Raw genomic sequence first — 18,846 nt, forward strand, 5'->3', positions numbered from 1 at the left:
GAGACTTCCCACAGCGCAAGCTGGTAAGACCCCTCATAGACGATGAGGTTGATAGGTTCGGTGTGGAAGCGTGGCAACACGTGGAGCTGACGAATACTAATCGGTCGAGGACTTATCCACATGCTTTGGCAATCATGCAGATCCAGTTTTCAAAGAATAAACCGGACCTCCTTATCGGATTGATAAGGAGGTTTTTGTTGTAATAGCTTGCTACTCTGTTATGAATCAACTAACATGGGTAGAGCTTGTCGAATGGATAGAAGTCCAGATGCACATGATGGGATAGAAAGCCATGACGATGCAAAGGAGAGAAGAAACATGAGCATACCGTATGCTATTTTATTGGATATGGATGGTACCTTGCTTCAAACAGAAAAACTGTCAACACCTGCTTTTCAACGTACGTTTCAGCAGCTTCGAGAACAAGGCATGTGGGAACGTCCAACACCAGACGAAAAGGAATTGGTTAACGTTTTGGGGATGACGGTCGAGCAGGTATGGGAAAAGCTGTTGCCAGATACAAATGAAGAAACAAAGCGAGCTGCAGATCTACATTTGCTGGAGAATGAAATCCAACTGATCAAGGAACGGATTACGGATTTGTACCCAGGTGTAAAAGAAACGCTGCAGCAGCTTCATGACGACGGGTATTCATTATTTATTGCGAGCAACGGCCAGGAAGAGTATATTGAAGCCATTTGCGAAGAATACGGTTTGAAACCACTATTCACGGATCTGTATTCTGCCGGCCGCTTTCGAACGAGTACCAAAAACGACCTCGTTGCCAAATTGCTCAGTGATTACCAGATCAAGCAAGCAGTCATGGTAGGAGATCGCCATTCTGACATCGAAGCGGGCTTGACCAATGGACTATTTACCATCGGCTGCGATTTCGGCTTTGCCAAACAAGGTGAACTCGAGGGTGCCAATCAGGTGATCCGTGATTTTAAAGAGCTGCTTACATACTTGCCTCCCCATAAACAATAGGCATGAAATGAATCCTTACCGATACTGTTGATATGATAAGCCACTCAGCCGAGTGGTTTTTTTCATGTGCAGAACCAGCTTCACCTTTGACCCATGCACCCGCTATCCGGTCAAAGATCACAACGAATGATCGTCTTACTGAATCAAAAGTCAAGATTCTGCCCACAATAGTACGTGTAGAAAGTAGATTCTCCACTTGCACGACCGAGAAAAACCCATTATAATAAAAGTCAAAGATAGTCAAAGTCAAAAAATCAAACACATTGGATAGGAGGCGATGACTTGCGTAACATCTCGGACATCATCGAGCAGCACTTGAAAAGCATCATAACCGAGAGCCCGAATGGATCAATCGAGATTCAGCGTAGTGAGCTTGCCGACCTCTTTCAGTGTGTCCCATCTCAGATCAACTACGTGATCAACACTCGTTTTACGGTTCAAAAAGGGTACATTGTGGAGAGCAAGCGAGGCGGAGGAGGTTACATCCGAATTCGCAAGGTGCAGATCGTCAGCAAGGCGAGACTTCAGGAGCTCCTGACCGAAGAATTGATTGGTGAGAGCATTGCCCAAAGCGTCGCATACGCAATCGTGGAGCGATTGCTGGAGGATGGATTGGTCAGTCATCGCGAAGCCACACTGATGAAGATTGCAACCTCGCGCAATGTGTTAACCATCGAGCCGGAAATTCGGGATCGACTTCGGGCAAACATTTTAAAGCAAATGATTGCAGCTATCTTGTTAAAGTAAGGAATGTGTTAGGAGGGATCGAGATGAACTGTGAGGAATGTGGAAAAAGACCGGCGACACTACATTTGACTAAAATCGTCAATGGTGAAAAAACCGAATACCATATTTGCGAACAATGTGCGCAGGAAAAAGGGGATGTCTTTACCGGCTTTCACAACTTCAGCATCAACAATCTCCTGTCAGGCTTGCTCAAATTTGACCCGATGCAGAAAAACGGGCGCGAATCTACGGCAAGCAAACCGCTTCGATGTGAAACGTGCGGTCTGACCTATGCGCAATTCAGCAAAAGCGGTCGATTCGGCTGCAGCGATTGTTACACGTTCCTGGGAGATAAGCTGGACCCGTTGTTTCGACGTATCCACGGCAATACCCAGCACATGGGCAAGGTACCCGAGAGGACAGGTGGACAATTGAAGATCCGCAAAGAACTGGAACAATTGAAAAGTGCTTTGCAAAAGCATGTCGCCAGCGAGGAGTTTGAAAAAGCCGCAGAAATGCGCGACCGGATTCGTCTGCTGGAACAAAAAATGTCTCAATCGTAACAAGGGGAGGTAAGCTGGTCATGTCCCAACAGCAGTTTATGCAAAACCCGTGGAGCAATTGGATGAAAGGAGAAGGTCCTGACTCCGATATTGTCATCAGTACACGGTTGCGTATCGCGCGAAACCTGCGCCAGCACCCTTTTCCGTTATTGGCTACGGATACCCAAGGGGAGGAAGTAGTAAGAAAGGTAACGGAAGTAAGCGATTCAGAGGCTATGCGCAAGCGGCACCGGATGCAGCTGATTCAAATGGATCAGGTCAATCCATTGGAAAAACGGGTACTCGTAGAAAAGCATCTCATCAGTCCTCATCTGGCTGAGGAATCACGCAAAGGGGCAGTTTTGTTAAACCCGGATGAATCAGTCAGCATCATGATAAATGAAGAAGACCATATTCGCATTCAAGTCCTGTTGCCTGGTTTCCGATTAAATGAGGCTTGGGAGATGGGCACGAAAATAGATGACATATTTGAAAAGCATCTGAACTATGCTTTTGACGAAAATAGAGGTTATCTCACCAGCTGTCCGACCAACGTCGGTACAGGTATCCGAGCTTCGGTCATGCTACACTTGCCCGCGCTGGTCATGACGCAGCAGATCAATAGGATCCTGCAGGCAATCAATCAGGTAGGGCTGGTTGTTCGCGGCATATACGGTGAAGGCAGTGAGGCATTGGGCAACCTCTTCCAGCTCTCCAATCAGGTTACGCTGGGGATGTCGGAATCGGACATTCTTTCAAACCTGTATGGAGTAGCAAGGCAGATTATTGAGCAAGAGCGCGTGGCTCGCAATTATTTGCTGGAGCACACCCGCATCTCCTTGGAGGATCGAATCTTCCGCTCGTATGGCATCTTGCTGCACGCGCGGACGATGGAGTCGAAAGAAGCAGCACAGCGTCTCTCAGATGTACGGCTCGGTATTGACCTTGGTGTCATTCCGAATGTGTCGCCGCTGATCTTGAACGAGCTGCTCGTCACGACACAACCGGGCTTTCTGCAACAGCACGCCGGGCAAAAATTGACACCGGAGCAAAGAGATGAACGCAGAGCGCGGTTGATCAGGGAGCGAATCAGTGCAGACTGGTCGCAGGAGGAGAATGGCAATTTGTAAGAGAACCCATAAACTATAAACGCGGTAATCATGGAGGTGTACACGTATGATGTTTGGACGATTTACAGAACGAGCACAAAAAGTACTGGCGCTGGCCCTGGAAGAAGCAGTGAGACTGGGTCACAAAGATATTGGAACAGAACACGTACTGTTGGGATTGATTCGTGAAGGAGAAGGTATCGCAGCCAAGGCATTGCAGTCTTTGGGACTGGGCCTCGACAAAATTCAGAGTGAAGTGGAGTCGCTGATCGGCAGGGGTACCGAACAGTCCGGCAGCAACTACACACCGAACTATACACCAAGAGCGAAAAAAGTGATTGAGTTGTCGATGGACGAAGCTCGCAAATTGGGCCATACGTACGTGGGCACAGAGCACATTCTGTTGGGCCTCATCCGTGAAGGGGAAGGTATCGCGGCCCGCATCATGAATAATCTGGGAGTAAGCCTGAACAAGGCACGTCAGCAAGTGCTGCAGCTTCTGGGCAGCTCGGAAATGATGGCTTCCCACCAACCTTCCGGGGGCAATCCTGCAGCCAACACCCCTACTTTGGATGGCTTGGCACGTGACCTGACGGCAATCGCTCGTGAGGGTGGTCTGGACCCCGTTATCGGCCGCCAAAAGGAAATTGAGCGCGTGATTCAGGTTCTGAGCCGACGCACCAAAAACAATCCGGTTCTGATCGGTGAGCCTGGTGTAGGGAAGACCGCAATTGCAGAAGGACTGGCACAAAAGATCGTAAATAACGAAATTCCGGAAACACTGCGTGACAAACGCGTCATGACCCTGGATATGGGTACAGTGGTTGCAGGTACCAAGTATCGGGGTGAATTTGAAGATCGTCTGAAAAAGATCATGGATGAAATCCGTCAGGCTGGAAATATCATCTTGTTCATTGATGAGCTGCACACGCTGATCGGTGCGGGTGGGGCAGAAGGGGCGATCGACGCCTCCAATATCCTCAAGCCGGCACTTGCACGCGGGGAACTGCAATGCGTAGGAGCAACCACTCTCGATGAATACCGCAAGTACATCGAGAAGGATGCTGCTCTGGAACGCCGTTTCCAACCGATTCAAGTAGATGAACCGACAGCTGAGGATGCGATCAAAATTTTGCACGGCCTGCGCGATCGCTATGAGGCTCATCACCGTGTGAAAATTACGGATGAAGCGATTGAGCAAGCAGTGAAGCTCTCTGACCGCTATATTACAGACCGTTTCCTGCCTGATAAAGCCATTGACCTGGTGGATGAAGCAGCTTCCAAGGTACGCCTCCAGTCCTTTACCGTTCCGCCTAATCTCAAAGAGCTGGAAGGACGTCTTGAAGAAGTGCGCAAAGAAAAGGATGCGGCTGTACAATCTCAGGAATTTGAAGAGGCTGCAGCACTCCGTGATCAAGAGCAGAAGCTGCGCGAAGAGCTGGACAAAACCAAGAAGGATTGGAAAGAGCGCCAGGGTCAATTGAACATGGAGGTCACACCAGAGGATATCGCGACAGTAGTGGCAAGCTGGACGGGTATTCCTGTGATCAAGCTGAAGGAAGAAGAGACAGAGCGTCTCTTGAAAATGGAAGAGATTCTACATGATCGCGTCATTGGTCAAGATGAGGCTGTCAAATCCATCTCCCGGGCAGTACGCCGTGCTCGTGCAGGTCTCAAAGACCCTAAGCGTCCGATTGGTTCGTTCATCTTCCTGGGCCCTACAGGGGTTGGTAAGACCGAATTGGCTCGCGCTGTAGCGGAAACCCTGTTCGGTGACGAGGACGCCATGATTCGTGTAGACATGTCCGAGTACATGGAGAAGCATTCCACGGCTCGTCTGGTAGGTGCGCCTCCGGGATATGTGGGCTACGATGAAGGCGGTCAATTGACGGAAAAAGTTCGTCGCAAACCATATTCCGTTATTCTGTTGGACGAAATTGAAAAAGCGCATCCGGATGTGTTCAACATCCTGCTGCAAGTCCTGGATGATGGCAGACTGACCGATTCCAAGGGACGTACCGTAGACTTCCGCAACACGGTCGTGATCATGACCTCCAACGTAGGGGCGAGCATGATCAAGAAAAATACGACACTCGGCTTTACCACAGGTGACACCGAGAGAAAATATCAGGATATGAAGGACAAAGTGATGGATGAGCTGAAAAAGAGCTTCCGTCCGGAGTTCCTCAACCGTATCGATGAAGTGATTGTCTTCCATTCCCTGGAGCAAGAGCACATCGAGCAAATCGTTTCACTGATGACAGAAGAGCTCCGCAAGCGTCTGAAAGAACAAGAGATCGATTTTGTACTGACAGATACAGCCAAGAAAATTTTGGCGAAGGAAGGCTTTGACCCGGCATACGGAGCACGTCCATTGCGCCGTGCGATCCAGCGTCATATCGAGGACAGATTGTCTGAAGAACTGTTGAAGGGTGTCATCAGCAAGGGAGACACTGTGAATATTGACGCAGAGGACGACAAGCTGGTTGTGAAGCGCCTCGAAAAGGCAAAGTCGTAAAAAGTCGAATAAACTCGCAAAAGGGTACCCCTTTTTAAAGGAGGTATCCTTTTTTTCATCCATCTGGTCATGTATGATAATGGTAGTTCAAACTAAAAACGAGGGACGATCATGTCAAAGTATAAAACGAAATACGCGTGTCAAGAATGTGGCTATGAATCACCAAAATGGATGGGAAAATGTCCGGGCTGCAACAGCTGGAATACCCTGGTCGAGGAAGTGACGGTCAAGGCCACATCGCACCGTCATGAGGGGATTGGCGGAGGTCAACGTCAAGCTCCACTACCGCTCACGCAGGTGGCCAGTGAAGAAGAACCGCGTATGGATACCACCATTGGGGAATTGAATCGGGTGCTTGGGGGAGGTTTAGTTCCCGGGTCGTTGATTTTGGTAGGTGGAGATCCCGGAATCGGCAAGTCCACCCTGTTGTTGCAAACCTCATTTGCTCTTGCTCATAAAGGCGGTAAAGTCCTCTATGTGTCTGGTGAGGAATCAGCAAAGCAGATAAAGCTGCGTGCTGATCGACTGGGCATGAAAACACCGCCTATGTTTGTATTGGCTGAAAATGATTTGGAATTGATCGAACAGCATATTAATCAAGTAGACCCCGACGTGTTGATCATTGACTCGATCCAAACTGTTTTTCATCCTGCGATTCAGTCGGCTGCAGGCAGCGTCGCGCAGGTCAGAGAAGCGACTGCCCAATTGATGCGTATCGCCAAGGGAAAAGGAATCGGAACGTTCATTGTCGGTCATGTAACCAAGGAAGGCTCGATTGCAGGACCGCGGATGCTGGAGCATATGGTGGATGCCGTTCTATATTTTGAAGGGGAAAGGCATAATACCTTCCGGATCCTGCGAGCAGTCAAAAACCGCTTTGGTTCGACAAACGAGATTGGCATATTTGAGATGAAGGATCGGGGCTTGGAGGAAGTGGCGAACCCCTCCGAGATCTTTTTGGCCGAACGTCCATTTGGGGTAGCAGGCTCCACCGTCGTTGCCAGCATGGAGGGGACGCGCCCTGTTCTGGTGGAATTGCAGGCATTGGTAGCACCAACGAGCTTTGTCACACCACGAAGAACGGCTACTGGAGTGGACCACCAGCGAGTAGCGATGATTATGGCCGTCCTGGAAAAGCGCATGGGCATGATGCTCCAAAATCAGGATGCGTATGTGAATGTGGCCGGAGGTGTGCGACTGGACGAGCCGGCAGTTGATTTGGCGATTGCAGTCAGTATTGCCAGCAGTTTTCGCGACCACGCCACGAATCCTCATGACGTGGTGATTGGCGAGATTGGCCTGACCGGGGAAGTGCGAGGAGTCTCACGGATTGAACAACGTGTGCGAGAGGCACATAAATTGGGCTTCAAGCGCGTAATAATCCCGGAGAAGAATATTCGCGGTTTAGATGCACCTGAGGATATCCAGGTGATCGGTGTGAACAATATTGCAGAGGCGTTGAATGAAGTCATGAGGGGGTAGACTGGCATGCACGAGAACAGTAAACGACATCAGCACTTCAGCGATGTGCTTCGCTTCGTCGCCCCCGGTACCATGCTTCGAGAAGGCCTTGAGCACGTCCTCAGGGCCAAAACGGGTGGATTGATTGTGATAGGATGCGGGTCTAAAATGGACGAGATGGTGGACGGGGGTTTTTCCATCAATTGTGAGTTCTCACCTGCCCACTTGTATGAATTGGCTAAAATGGATGGGGGAATTATATTAAGTGAAGATGCCAAGCGCATCCTGTATGCCAATACGCAGTTATTTCCCCCTTCCTCCATTCCGACGAGTGAAACAGGAACGCGCCATAGGACAGCCCAACGCACGGCTATTCACACGGGTCATCTCGTGATCGCGATTTCCCAACGCCGCAATGTCATCACGCTTTACAAGGGGAGCTACCGCTATGTGCTCAATGACATCAGCGTCATTTTGGCGAAAGCGAATCAGGCTGTCTCCACGCTAGAGAGGTACAAGGCCGTTCTGGAGCAGGCCATGTCCAATCTGGGAGCAATGGAGTTTGAAGAGCTGGTCACACTGGAAGAAGTGACCTCCGTTTTGCAACGAATTGAGATGGTATTACGTATTAAGGAGGAAGTGTCCAATTACATCTGTGAAATGGGCACAGAGGGCAGGCTCATCAGCATGCAGCTGGAGGAGCTGGTTGCCAACATTGAGGAAGAGGCATATCTGTTGATCCAGGATTATCGTCGTGATCCGAGTTTGTCTCCAAAGGAAGTATTATTGGAAATGAAAAAACTCAGTTCCGACGAAATGCTGGAGTTGGGATCTTTCTTGCGTGTGCTTGGCTATACGGCTAATGTCAGCATGCTTGAAGAGTCGATTTCACCGCGTGGCTATCGAATTTTGCAGAAAATTCCCAGGCTGCCTGTCTCGATCATTGCGAATCTTGTCGATCACTTTCACAACCTGCCGCGAATTGTGATGGCGACCATTGAAGAATTGGACGAAGTGGATGGGATCGGAGAGGTTCGAGCCAGGGCAATCAAGGATGGGTTGAAAAGGATTCAGGAGCAAGTGTTCATTGACAGGCACATTTGAAGTAGAATAGGATTAAGTCACGTTATTTTCTGTGAAAATCGTCCCCTCTTTTAGTGAAACGCTTTTCAGACATGGTAAGGGCCTTTGGGTCAACAAAACGGTTAAGGCTGTTTTGTAACAATCGATTTGCCTAGTGGACCAATCATGAGAAATGATCTGTCTTCTTCGCGAAGGAAATCAGGAGGTAGTCTATGTTCGTGAAATCGTTACCGAACATACTAACCGTAAGCAACTTGTTTTTGGGAGTACTCGCTATTATTCTTGCGTTTCAAGGTGATCATTACGTCGATTATGCTGCGATTACAGTCATTATCGGTATGCTGGCGGATGGGCTCGACGGTCGTGTGGCCCGTATGCTGAATGCCCAAAGTGAGTTTGGGAAAGAACTGGATTCATTATCGGATGTCATTACGTTTGGTGTCGCTCCTGCCTTCATCATGTACGTGGTGGTCCTGCAGGATTTTAACTGGCTGGGCATTTTCCTTACAGCGATATTCCCGATCTGTGGTGCATTGCGTCTTGCTCGATTCAACGTACAAGCTGGCGTTCCCGGCTACTTCATTGGGCTACCTATCACAGCAGCAGGTGGGGTGTTAGCGACACTGGCTCTATACCATGAAGTGTTCAATTCTACACTTCTGGCTGCCAGCATGCTGCTGCTCGCATTTTTGATGGTATCCAAAGTCAAGTACCCGAACTTCAAAAAAGTAGGCATTCCCAAGGCTGCTTATTGGATTACACCGATCATCATTGCAATCGTTGTGATCGTGGCGGTTAAATACCCACAACAGTTTCCGAAAATCGTCTTCTTGCCGCTCGCTTTTTACGCCTTGTACGGAATAAAAAAAAACGTTGACTTTTTGATTAAAAAGTTAAGCAAGCGTAAAAAGAAAGAAGAAGAATCAGTGCCATTTGAATAAAGCACGGCTCACAGAAAAAAACCCGCAGATGAAAAATGCGGGTTTTTTTGCAACCTTTTATTAGGCTTATACGTATTACGAATGAAGAATTATGTGAGATTAAACACGCCCAGCGTATTCAGCCGTTCCTTTTCCTGCTTGATGACGTCTTCCAGCTTAATATCTGTGATATTGCACAGGGCAGTCAGATAAAAAAGGTTTTTTCCCAGCTCTGCGGTGACGACATCGCGGCAGTGTTCGCACAATGGACCCGAAAAATGAGTGTCGAGATGATTTTTGTTTTCCTCCAGATTTTTGCTGGCGTCATACGTTTGTTTTTTGGCTACCACCTCAACACAGCCGCATTCTGTGATGGCTTTTGTCAGTGAACGATTGATGCGAGAAGCTGTTTCCTGCACTTTTGACATGACATCCAGAACGCTGCGATGTCTGATTAAAAGTTCCGATACCTGTGTTTGAAAATCGTCGATGTTGCGAGTGTCCATACGGTTCACCTCTACTTTAGGCTGTACTGTTCGTCACAATTTTCAAGCCAATCGCTATTGCCATTATAAGAAGGGTTTCGGCTCGCTGTCAATTTGTGCAAAAGGAAAACACCAGTTCGATGTTGACGTTTGTTTGATAATTATGTTAAAATTTTTGGCTATTTGACATGATAAAATGAATTTTGCTATAGTGAGGGAAATAGGGTTTTACTTGTAAGCTTCTGTCAATATTAATAACAAGGAGGTGAAGGCATGGTACGCCGCATAGGAAAAATCTTTTTCGTTTTGGTTGGCGGTGGTTTGGGGTACCAGTATGGCCCAGATCTGTATAATTTGCTAGATCCATTACTGAATTTTGGAGTTGTCAGTGGGACGTCTTACATTGGTGCGGTGCTCGGTGCCATCTTGTTCTTCTTTTTAGCGAATTGGCTGTTGGATTATATTCTGAAGGTCATCCGTTGGGGAGAAGAGACACTCGTCAAAATGCCGATTGTCGATGTCATGTTCGGAGCGATGGGGTTGATTAGTGGTCTTATTGTTGCATTTTTATTATTCCTGCCCATCAGTAAAATTCCGATACCGGTAATAGGTGACTTGTTGCCGCTGGTTGTATCTGGTCTGCTTGGCTATTTGGGGTTCCAGGTAGGATTCCGCAAGCGAGACGAGATCATGTCTGTCTTTTCGATTGGTCGCAAGGATAAGAAAAAAGAGGCTGCTGGAACCACTACCAATGTGGAAAACAAAATCCTGGATACGAGTGTGATTATCGACGGTCGTATCGCCGATATTTGCCGCACAGGATTTTTGGAAGGAAGCCTGATCATCCCGGGTTTTGTGCTGGAAGAATTGCAGCACATTGCAGATTCGTCTGACGTGTTGAAACGAAACCGTGGAAGACGTGGACTGGATATTCTCAACAAGATTCAAAAAGAGATGAAAGTGAAGGTCCAGATCTGGGAAGGCGATTTTGAAGAAGTGTCCGAAGTAGACAGCAAGCTGATCAAGCTGGCAAAAGTAATTAACGGTAAAGTGGTGACCAACGACTTTAACCTGAATAAGGTTTGCGAATTGCAAGGAGTCCCTGTTCTGAACATCAACGACCTGGCGAATGCGGTAAAGCCCGTAGTCTTGCCAGGTGAGGAAATGAACGTACAGGTGATCAAGGATGGAAAAGAGCACGGTCAGGGTGTCGCGTATCTGGACGACGGTACGATGATTGTAGTCGAAGGTGGCCGCGAATACATCGGCAACGACGTAGATGTCCTGGTTACGAGCGTGTTGCAAACGTCTGCAGGACGAATGATTTTTGCCAAACCAAAGCTCTTGGAAAAAGCATTGTAGAGATTTGCGGGAGAGGGAATGGATTGTGACGACAGGGGTTGTGATTGTAGCTGCCGGTTCTGGCAAGCGCATGGGCGGTCAACGAAACAAGCTGTGGCTGCCATTGGCGGGAGAACCGATATTGGCCCATACAGTACGAGTATTTGCATCTCATCCGGAGATTCAGGAAATCGTGCTGGTCGTAAGTGAGCAGGATCATGCAGATGTTCGCGCTTGGCTAGCTGAACAGAACATCCAGCTGACGGTAGTGCTGGGTGGTGCCGAGCGACAGGACAGTGTGCGCAATGGTTTGGACGCACTTACGAACAGTGCCTATGTACTCGTACATGACGCTGCTCGTCCCTTCGTTACCCCGGCTCAGATCAGTCAGATGATCAAACAGGTTCAGCGGGATCAAGCGACGATCCTGGCAGTTCCTGTCAAGGATACGATAAAAGTGGTGGGGGAGACAGGTGTGGTAGAGTCTACTCCGGCACGGGAAAGCTTGTGGGCGGTCCAAACCCCACAAGCTTTTCGTATGTCCTTGTTGAAAGAAGCTCATCGGGCTGCCTGGCAGGCGGGTAGCATGGGTACGGATGACGCGATGCTGGTAGAGTGGTTAGGGTATCCGGTTACTGTAGTGCTGGGAAGTTATGAAAACATAAAGATAACGACGCCTGACGATCTGTTGTTGGGTGAGGAGATTTTGCGCAAAAGAAAGGGAGAGTAGAAAATGCGGATTGGACAAGGTTTTGATGTGCATCAATTGGTTGAGGGGCGTCCTTGCATCATCGGAGGCATTACCATTCCTTACGAAAAAGGTTTATTGGGTCACTCAGATGCCGATGTTCTGCTTCATGCGATCACAGATGCCATTCTCGGGGCGATTGGCGAGGGGGATATTGGACGTCATTTTCCCGATACTGATGCAGCGTACAAGGATGCAGATAGTGTCAAGCTGCTGGAGCACGTATGGGCTATGGTCAAAGATCGAGGATATCGACTCGGTAATCTCGATGCAACGATTATTGCACAAGCACCCAAAATGGCTCCCTACATTCCTCAAATGCAGGAATTGATAGCACGTGTTTTGGAGGCAGAAGAGCTTTCCCAAGTAAATGTAAAGGCAACAACGACGGAAAAGCTTGGTTTTCCAGGTCGTGGAGAGGGAATCGCTGCGCAGGCTGCATGCTTGCTTGTCAAGTAGAAGGGCAAGGTGTAACATAAAACGTTAGAAACGTTTATTACGATATTCAGCCTTTTACACTCATAAGGATGGTGCTACCCATGGCGAAAGAAATTCGCACGCGTTATGCTCCCAGTCCAACTGGGCATTTACATATTGGTGGTGCGAGAACTGCGCTTTTCAACTATTTGTTTGCCAAACATCACGGCGGTTCCTTTATCGTACGGATTGAGGATACGGACCAAACCCGCAACAAGGAAAACGCAGACGAAGAGCAGATGAAAAATTTGAAGTGGCTGGGTGTTGAGTGGGAAGAAGGTACCGATGTAGGGGGAGATTATGCTCCTTACCGTCAGACTGAGCGCCTGGACATCTATCGCAAGTATATTGATCAATTGCTCGCAGAAGGGAAAGCCTATTACTGCTACGCTACCAAAGAAGAACTGGATGCTGAGCGCGAAGAGCAGCTCGCACGTGGCGAAACACCGCGTATCCTGGAAAAGCATCGTCATGTTACAGACGAGCAGCGTGCCCAATACGAAGCAGAGGGACGTGTTCCGTCTATTCACTTCCTCGTGCATGACAATCGCGAATACGTTGTCGATGATATGATTCGTGGACAAGTTACCTTCAATTCCAGTGAAATGGGCGACTTTGTCATCTGTCGTCCTGACGGTATTCCTACCTATAACTTTGCGGTTGTGATTGACGATTACCTGATGAAAATCAGTCACGTCATCCGCGGTGAAGAGCATCTGTCCAACACGCCGAGACAGTTGATGATCTATGAAGCGTTTGGCTGGGAAGCACCTCGCTTTGCTCACTTGGCGCTGATTCTGAATACAGAAGGCAAAAAGATGTCTAAACGCGACGAGAGCATCATCCAGTTTATCGAGCAGTACCGTGAGCTCGGATTCTTGCCGGAAGCGATCGTCAACTTCCTCGTCCTGCTCGGTTGGTCGCCAGGCGGAGAAGAAGAGATTTTCTTGAAGGATGATCTGATCAAGCTCTTCTCGATGGACCGTGTCAATAAATCGCCTGCGGTTTTTGATTCGACCAAAATGAACTGGATGAACAACTACTATTTGAAACGTCAGCCGTTGGACACCATTACCGATATGTGTATTCCTCATTTGCAAAAAGCTGGTTTCATCGAAGAGGTTTTGTCCAGCGAGAAACGCGCATGGGTACGCAGCATTGTTGCCTTGTATCAGGAGCAAATGTCATACTGTGCTCAAATCGTTCCGTTGGCGGCTCTTTTCTTCCTCGACGAAGTGGTGTACGATGAAGAGGCTAGAGCTGTTTTGAAAGAAGAGCAGTTGCCAGCAGTTTTGACCTCTTTTGCGAAACACCTGTCGGCAAATGACGAATATAATGTAGATATTATCAAGGCTGTGCTGAAAGAAGTGCAGAAGGAAACGGGCTTTAAAGGTAAAGCGTTGTTTATGCCAGTTCGTGTGGCGGCTACCGGCCAGGCACATGGACGCGATTTGGCGGAAACGCTATTCCTGCTCGGTCGTGACAAAGTGCTGGCGCGCACGAACCATGTTTTGGCACACGGGGAGTAATCCCAGCGTTATTCCATATATTGAATACGACGCGATGATCAGGAGAAGTACAGGAGATGATACGTCCACAGAGAGGATGGAAAGGTGAGAGCCATCCACGTACGCTGTCTGGAAATGCCCCTGAGAGCAATGAACGGAACGCACCGGATCGCAAGCCCGATCTGTGTGCAAGTATGTGGCATCGGCTTCCCGCCGTTACCGGGATTGGAGCGAGATTGTCCTGGTGGCGATCTAAGCAGAGTGGAACCGCGGTAAATGAACCGTCTCTGTCCCTTCTTTATGAAGGAGGCAGAGGCGGTTTTTTGGTTTATGAACATCACGTAGGAGGTGGAGACCTATGTTTGCTCAGATGAAAGAAGACATTCAAGCAGTATTCGAACGAGATCCGGCAGCCCGCAGCACACTGGAGGTCGTCTTAACCTACTCAGGCTTGCACGCCATCTGGGGATACCGGATTGCGCACAAGTTTTGGAAGGCAGGCTGGTGTACACTGGCGCGCGCTGTTTCTCAGTTCACCCGCTTTTTGACGGGTATTGAGATTCATCCGGGCGCGCGTATCGGAAAAGGCTTGTTTATCGATCATGGAACAGGTGTAGTGATCGGAGAAACGTGTGAGATCGGTGACAACGTGACAATTTATCAAGGCGTTACGCTTGGAGGAACCGGGAAGGAAAAAGGAAAGCGGCATCCGACGATCGGCAATGACGTCATTATCGCAACCGGGGCAAAAGTATTGGGCTCCTTCAAAATTGGCGATAATTCAAAGATCGGTGCAGGCGCGGTCGTCTTGCAGGAGGTTCCGCCCAATTCCACGGTAGTAGGCATCAAAGGTCGCATCGTCATTCAGGACGGAAAAAGAGTGAAATGCGATCTCGATCATGTGAATGTGCCTGACCCTGTTGCTGATACGCTTCGGCAGATGCAGAAGGAAATTGAAGGCTTGCGCAAGGAATTGGATCTTTTGAGGGAGGATAAAAAGAAGAATGAGCATTCAATTCACTAATACGATGACCCGTCGGAAGGAAGAGTTCATACCGTTGGAGCCTGGCAAGGTAAAGATGTACGTGTGTGGTCCGACGGTTTACAACTATATTCACATCGGGAATTCCCGTCCGGCTATTACATTTGATACGTTGCGCCGCTATCTCAAATACCGCGGCTATGAAGTCACCTTTGTACAAAACATTACTGATGTCGATGACAAGCTGATTCGCGTAGCCAACGAGGAAGGCGTGACCGTCAAGGAGGTAGCGGATCGGTACACAGATGCCTTTAATCAGGATTTGCACAATATGAACATCTTGCCTCCTGATATCCAGCCGCGTGTCATGCAGACGATTCCGGAGATCATTGAATTTATTGAGGGCTTGATTGAAAAAGGATTTGCCTATGAAAGCGAAGGTGACGTGTATTTCCGTACCGGCCGATTTGGCGACTACGGAAAGCTCTCTCATCAGCCGCTGGATGACTTGCAGGCGGGAGCGCGGGTAGAAATCAACGAGAAGAAAGAGCATCCTCTCGATTTTGCCTTGTGGAAAGCAGCCAAGGACAAGGAAGTAAGCTGGAGCAGTCCTTGGGGAGATGGCCGTCCGGGATGGCACATCGAGTGCTCGGCGATGGCATTGAAATTCCTGGGAGAGCAGATCGACATTCACGCTGGCGGTACCGATCTGGTATTCCCGCATCATGAAAATGAGATCGCGCAATCAGAATGCTATACAGGTAAAGTATTCGCACGCTATTGGCTGCATAATGGCATGCTTAACATCAACAATGAAAAGATGTCCAAATCCCTGGGCAACTTCGTACTGGCTCGCGATCTGATTCAGCAATTTGGCGGGCAGCTGATTCGATTCTTCATGCTGCAAGGACATTACCGCAACCCGATCAATTTCAGCGATGAGCTGCTGGAGCAAGCAGCCAACAGTTTAGAACGAATGAAAACAGCCTATCATAATCTGGGGCATCGTTTGGAGACTGCGCGTGAAGTAGAGCCGAACGGCCAGGCTGAGCAGCAAGCACAGATCATCAGCGACCTGCGGAATCGTTTTATCAAGGAAATGGATGACGATTTGAATACCGCGAATGCGATTACGGTTCTGTTTGAAGTGGTGAAGGAAGCAAATCAATATATGACTTCTCAAAACGTTGGCGTACAAGAAATTCGCGCCTACAAGGAATTGCTGCTGGAGCTGACTGACGTCCTTGGGCTTATTCTCGAGCAAGAAGAGGAATTGCTGGACAGCGACATTGACGCATTGATTGTAGAGCGGACCGAAGCGCGGGCATCGCGAAATTTTGCTCGTGCTGATGAGATCCGCGACCTGCTCGCGGCAAAAGGGATTGTGCTGGAAGACACGCCACAGGGTGTGCGCTGGCGCCGGAAGTAAGGAGCTAAAGAACTGATGCAAAAAGAAGAATTAACCCGTGACCCCAATCAAACCAATCCACTCGTGCTCGCCTTTTTGGGTGATGCTACGTATGCGCATTGTGTCAGGTACCATTTGATCGCCAGGGGGCTGGTAAAACCAAACCAGCTCCACAAAACGGCGAATCGCTATGTATCCGCAAAAGCCCAAGCCAATATCCTGCTGACGCTTTTGCCTGATTTGCCAGAGGATGAGGTCAACATCGTCAAGCGCGGGCGCAATGCCAAATCAGGCTCCACGGCAAAAAATGCAGATATTATCGACTATCGTCACGCGACTGCATTCGAGGCATTGATCGGGTACCTGTATTTGAATGGAAAAGAAGAGCGGATCGCAGAAATCATGCAGCAGGCATTTGCCATTGTGGAAGGAGACACGGAACATGAGTGAAGAGTGGATTGTCGGGAAAAACCCGGTGATTGAGGCCTTGCGATCGGGGCGAACGATCAATAAAATCTGGATTGCGGAAGGAACTAACAAAAATTTGATGGGTCCCATCTTTGCGTTGGCAAAGGATCAGGGTGTAATCGTAACGACAGCCAACCGTAAAAAGCTGGACACGTTGAGCTCGACGGACAATCACCAGGGCGTGATTGCATCTGTAGCAGCCTATGATTATGTAGAGGTAGACGACATCCTGCGACGTGCAGAGGAGAAGAATGAAGTGCCTTTTATCCTCTTGCTGGATGAACTGGAGGACCCTCATAACCTGGGCTCCATTCTGCGTACAGCAGATGCAGTAGGCGTACATGGGGTGGTCATCCCGAAGCGGCGTTCTGTAAGCCTGACTGCGACCGTAGCCAAGGCATCGGCAGGCGCGATCAACTACGTGCCTGTCGCTCGTGTGACCAATCTCGTCCGTACGATGGAGGAGCTGAAGGAGCGCGGAGTCTGGATCGCAGGTACGGATGCCAGCGCCAAGCAAGATTTTCGACAAGGCGACTTTACCATGCCGCTTGCCGTAGTCATCGGCAGTGAAGGCAAGGGAATCAGCCGATTGGTTCGCGAAAACTGCGATTTTCTTTTCAGTCTGCCGATGGCTGGCAACGTCACCTCATTGAATGCTTCTGTTGCTGCCGCCCTGTTGATGTATGAGGTATATCGTTCCCGATGTCCGCTACCGACTCGGGTGAAGTGATATGGCCAAACGGAAAGCCAAGCAACTGTTGATCGTGGACGGTTACAATATCATCGGTGCCTGGCCAGACTTGCGCGCGCTGAAAGACCAGGATCGCATGGATGAGGCGCGCGACATGTTGATTTCCAAAATGGCGGAGTACCAGAGCTACACAGGTACGAAGGTCATGATTGTTTTTGATGCCTACAATGTACCTGGACCGGGTCGCCAGATCGAGGATTACCAGGTTGAAGTATACTTTACGAAGAAAAAAGAAACTGCGGATGAAAAAATTGAGCAGATTGTTTCCCAATATCAACAGAAAAATCGACAAATTTACGTAGCTACTTCTGACTATACTTCCCAGCGTGTTATTTTTGGACAAGGTGCCTTGCGTAAATCCGCACGGGAGTTGTTGCTTGACATGGAAAATGCGGGCAAGGAGATCAAGCAGCAAGTCGAAAAAACACACGAGGAACGTTTCTCGAAGCGCATTTCACTGGATGATGAAATAGCGAAAATATTCGAAAAATGGCGAAGGGAATAACCTGGATTTGGTTGACGCTTTTTTACGGCATCATGTATAATAGCGTCATCTATGGAGAACGGCTGGCGGAGGGATCGAGAGTGATTGTTGACCTCAAGGAGTTGAAGCATGCCCAATATGAGCTATTGACCGACGAAGAGGTAGTCGATCTCGTTCGCGATGATGACACCGAAGCATTGGAGTACTTGATCAACAAGTACAAGAACTTCGTCCGTGCCAAGGCCAGATCCTATTTTCTTATTGGGGCTGACCGCGAAGATATTGTGCAGGAAGGCATGATTGGGCTGTACAAATCCATTCGCGACTTCCGCGGGGATAAACTGACATCGTTCAAGGCTTTTGCTGAGCTTTGCATTACTCGTCAGATCATTACGGCAATCAAGACGGCTACCCGACAAAAGCATATTCCCCTCAACTCCTACGTGTCTCTGGACAAGCCCATTTACGACGAGGACTCTGACCGCACATTGCTGGATGTGATCTGCGGAACCAAAGTGACCGATCCGGAAGAGCTGTTCATCAATCGTGAAGAGTTTGACGACATTGAGGGCAAGATGAGTGAGATCCTGAGTGATCTGGAACGGCAAGTACTGATGCTTTATTTGGATGGGCGATCCTATCAGCAGATTGCCGTCGAGCTAAAGCGTCACGTCAAATCGATCGACAATGCGCTCCAGCGCGTGAAGCGAAAATTAGAGCGTTACCTGGAAGGAAGAGAGATTCATCTGTAAAACAGAGAATCTCTTTTTTTTTTTTTTTTTCTGTGAAAAACGTCTCGACGTTTTTCATTAAACAGGATGTGACCGCTTGCGGTCTGCAAATAAACG

At 48.8% G+C, this 18,846-nt stretch carries 19 protein-coding genes, 1 rRNA gene and 1 other annotated feature; of the genes, 19 read left to right on the forward strand and 1 reads right to left on the reverse strand.

The features are described 5' to 3' along the window. The 9 genes from JZI27_RS17355 to pssA all read left to right on the forward strand — a co-directional run. Positions 1-120 (forward strand): 23S ribosomal RNA (locus JZI27_RS17355); the annotation flags it as partial. Positions 121-318: 198 nt separating this feature from the next. After that, positions 319-987 (forward strand): HAD-IA family hydrolase, encoded by a 669-nt coding sequence (locus tag JZI27_RS17360; RefSeq protein WP_280208454.1) that lies wholly within the window; start codon positions 319-321, stop codon positions 985-987. Between the two features lie 282 nt (positions 988-1,269). Then, positions 1,270-1,734, forward strand: coding sequence for a CtsR family transcriptional regulator (locus tag JZI27_RS17365; RefSeq protein WP_122910094.1), 465 nt, complete (start codon positions 1,270-1,272; stop codon positions 1,732-1,734). Between the two features lie 23 nt (positions 1,735-1,757). After that, positions 1,758-2,276 carry a protein-arginine kinase activator protein McsA gene (gene mcsA, locus JZI27_RS17370; protein WP_122910095.1) on the forward strand — a complete coding sequence of 173 codons (519 nt, stop codon included), beginning with the start codon at positions 1,758-1,760 and terminating at the stop codon, positions 2,274-2,276. Between the two features lie 20 nt (positions 2,277-2,296). Continuing rightward, the gene (gene mcsB, locus JZI27_RS17375) at positions 2,297-3,385 is read left to right on the forward strand and encodes a protein-arginine kinase McsB (protein ID WP_122910096.1); all 1,089 of its coding nucleotides are present in this window, start codon (positions 2,297-2,299) and stop codon (positions 3,383-3,385) included. 46 nt (positions 3,386-3,431) lie between these two features. Then, positions 3,432-5,882 carry an ATP-dependent Clp protease ATP-binding subunit gene (locus JZI27_RS17380; protein WP_122910097.1) on the forward strand — a complete coding sequence of 817 codons (2,451 nt, stop codon included), beginning with the start codon at positions 3,432-3,434 and terminating at the stop codon, positions 5,880-5,882. Positions 5,883-5,993: 111 nt separating this feature from the next. Beyond that, on the forward strand, positions 5,994-7,364 hold the full coding sequence (gene radA / locus JZI27_RS17385) for a DNA repair protein RadA (RefSeq protein WP_280208455.1): 1,371 nt from the start codon (positions 5,994-5,996) through the stop codon (positions 7,362-7,364). A gap of 6 nt (positions 7,365-7,370) precedes the next feature. Further along, complete coding sequence (disA, locus tag JZI27_RS17390; protein WP_280208456.1) at positions 7,371-8,447, forward strand: DNA integrity scanning diadenylate cyclase DisA; 1,077 nt, start codon at positions 7,371-7,373, stop codon at positions 8,445-8,447. Positions 8,448-8,638: 191 nt separating this feature from the next. After that, entirely contained in the window at positions 8,639-9,367 is a 729-nt protein-coding gene (gene pssA / locus JZI27_RS17395) for a CDP-diacylglycerol--serine O-phosphatidyltransferase (protein ID WP_122910100.1), read from the forward strand. 89 nt (positions 9,368-9,456) lie between these two features. On the opposite strand, the gene JZI27_RS17400 is transcribed toward pssA, so the two are convergent. After that, positions 9,457-9,852 (reverse strand): DUF1573 domain-containing protein, encoded by a 396-nt coding sequence (locus JZI27_RS17400; protein WP_122910101.1) that lies wholly within the window; start codon positions 9,850-9,852, stop codon positions 9,457-9,459. Between the two features lie 252 nt (positions 9,853-10,104). Here JZI27_RS17400 and JZI27_RS17405 point away from each other — a divergent pair, with 252 nt between their 5' ends. From JZI27_RS17405 to sigH, 10 genes are all read left to right on the forward strand, one after another. Continuing rightward, positions 10,105-11,193, forward strand: coding sequence for a PIN/TRAM domain-containing protein (locus JZI27_RS17405; RefSeq protein ID WP_280208457.1), 1,089 nt, complete (start codon positions 10,105-10,107; stop codon positions 11,191-11,193). A 25-nt stretch (positions 11,194-11,218) separates the two neighbouring features. Then, a complete protein-coding gene (gene ispD / locus JZI27_RS17410) occupies positions 11,219-11,902 on the forward strand; it encodes a 2-C-methyl-D-erythritol 4-phosphate cytidylyltransferase (RefSeq protein WP_122910103.1) in 684 nt (227 codons plus the stop codon). A gap of 3 nt (positions 11,903-11,905) precedes the next feature. After that, complete coding sequence (ispF, locus tag JZI27_RS17415; protein WP_122910104.1) at positions 11,906-12,379, forward strand: 2-C-methyl-D-erythritol 2,4-cyclodiphosphate synthase; 474 nt, start codon at positions 11,906-11,908, stop codon at positions 12,377-12,379. Between the two features lie 80 nt (positions 12,380-12,459). After that, positions 12,460-13,926, forward strand: coding sequence for a glutamate--tRNA ligase (gene gltX / locus JZI27_RS17420; RefSeq protein WP_280208458.1), 1,467 nt, complete (start codon positions 12,460-12,462; stop codon positions 13,924-13,926). 25 nt (positions 13,927-13,951) lie between these two features. After that, positions 13,952-14,197: a binding site (T-box leader), on the forward strand. A 66-nt stretch (positions 14,198-14,263) separates the two neighbouring features. Next, positions 14,264-14,929, forward strand: a complete 666-nt coding sequence (gene cysE, locus JZI27_RS17430; RefSeq protein WP_251244633.1) for a serine O-acetyltransferase — start codon at positions 14,264-14,266, stop codon at positions 14,927-14,929. Then, positions 14,910-16,316: a cysteine--tRNA ligase gene (gene cysS / locus JZI27_RS17435; RefSeq protein ID WP_122910107.1), complete on the forward strand. Its 1,407-nt coding sequence runs from the start codon at positions 14,910-14,912 to the stop codon at positions 16,314-16,316. The genes cysE and cysS overlap by 20 nt, the downstream gene beginning before the upstream one ends. 15 nt (positions 16,317-16,331) lie before the next feature. Beyond that, complete coding sequence (locus JZI27_RS17440; RefSeq protein WP_122910108.1) at positions 16,332-16,745, forward strand: Mini-ribonuclease 3; 414 nt, start codon at positions 16,332-16,334, stop codon at positions 16,743-16,745. Then, positions 16,738-17,493 carry a 23S rRNA (guanosine(2251)-2'-O)-methyltransferase RlmB gene (rlmB, locus tag JZI27_RS17445; protein WP_251244634.1) on the forward strand — a complete coding sequence of 252 codons (756 nt, stop codon included), beginning with the start codon at positions 16,738-16,740 and terminating at the stop codon, positions 17,491-17,493. The genes JZI27_RS17440 and rlmB overlap by 8 nt, the downstream gene beginning before the upstream one ends. Position 17,494: 1 nt before the next feature. After that, positions 17,495-18,019, forward strand: coding sequence for an NYN domain-containing protein (locus JZI27_RS17450; protein WP_122910110.1), 525 nt, complete (start codon positions 17,495-17,497; stop codon positions 18,017-18,019). Positions 18,020-18,099: 80 nt separating this feature from the next. Next, positions 18,100-18,750, forward strand: a complete 651-nt coding sequence (gene sigH, locus JZI27_RS17455; RefSeq protein ID WP_122910162.1) for an RNA polymerase sporulation sigma factor SigH — start codon at positions 18,100-18,102, stop codon at positions 18,748-18,750. Positions 18,751-18,846: the final 96 nt, after the last annotated feature.

Origin of the sequence: Brevibacillus sp. AY1, assembly GCF_029870785.1 — a bacterium.
In the GTDB taxonomy this organism is placed as follows: domain Bacteria; phylum Bacillota; class Bacilli; order Brevibacillales; family Brevibacillaceae; genus Brevibacillus; species Brevibacillus invocatus.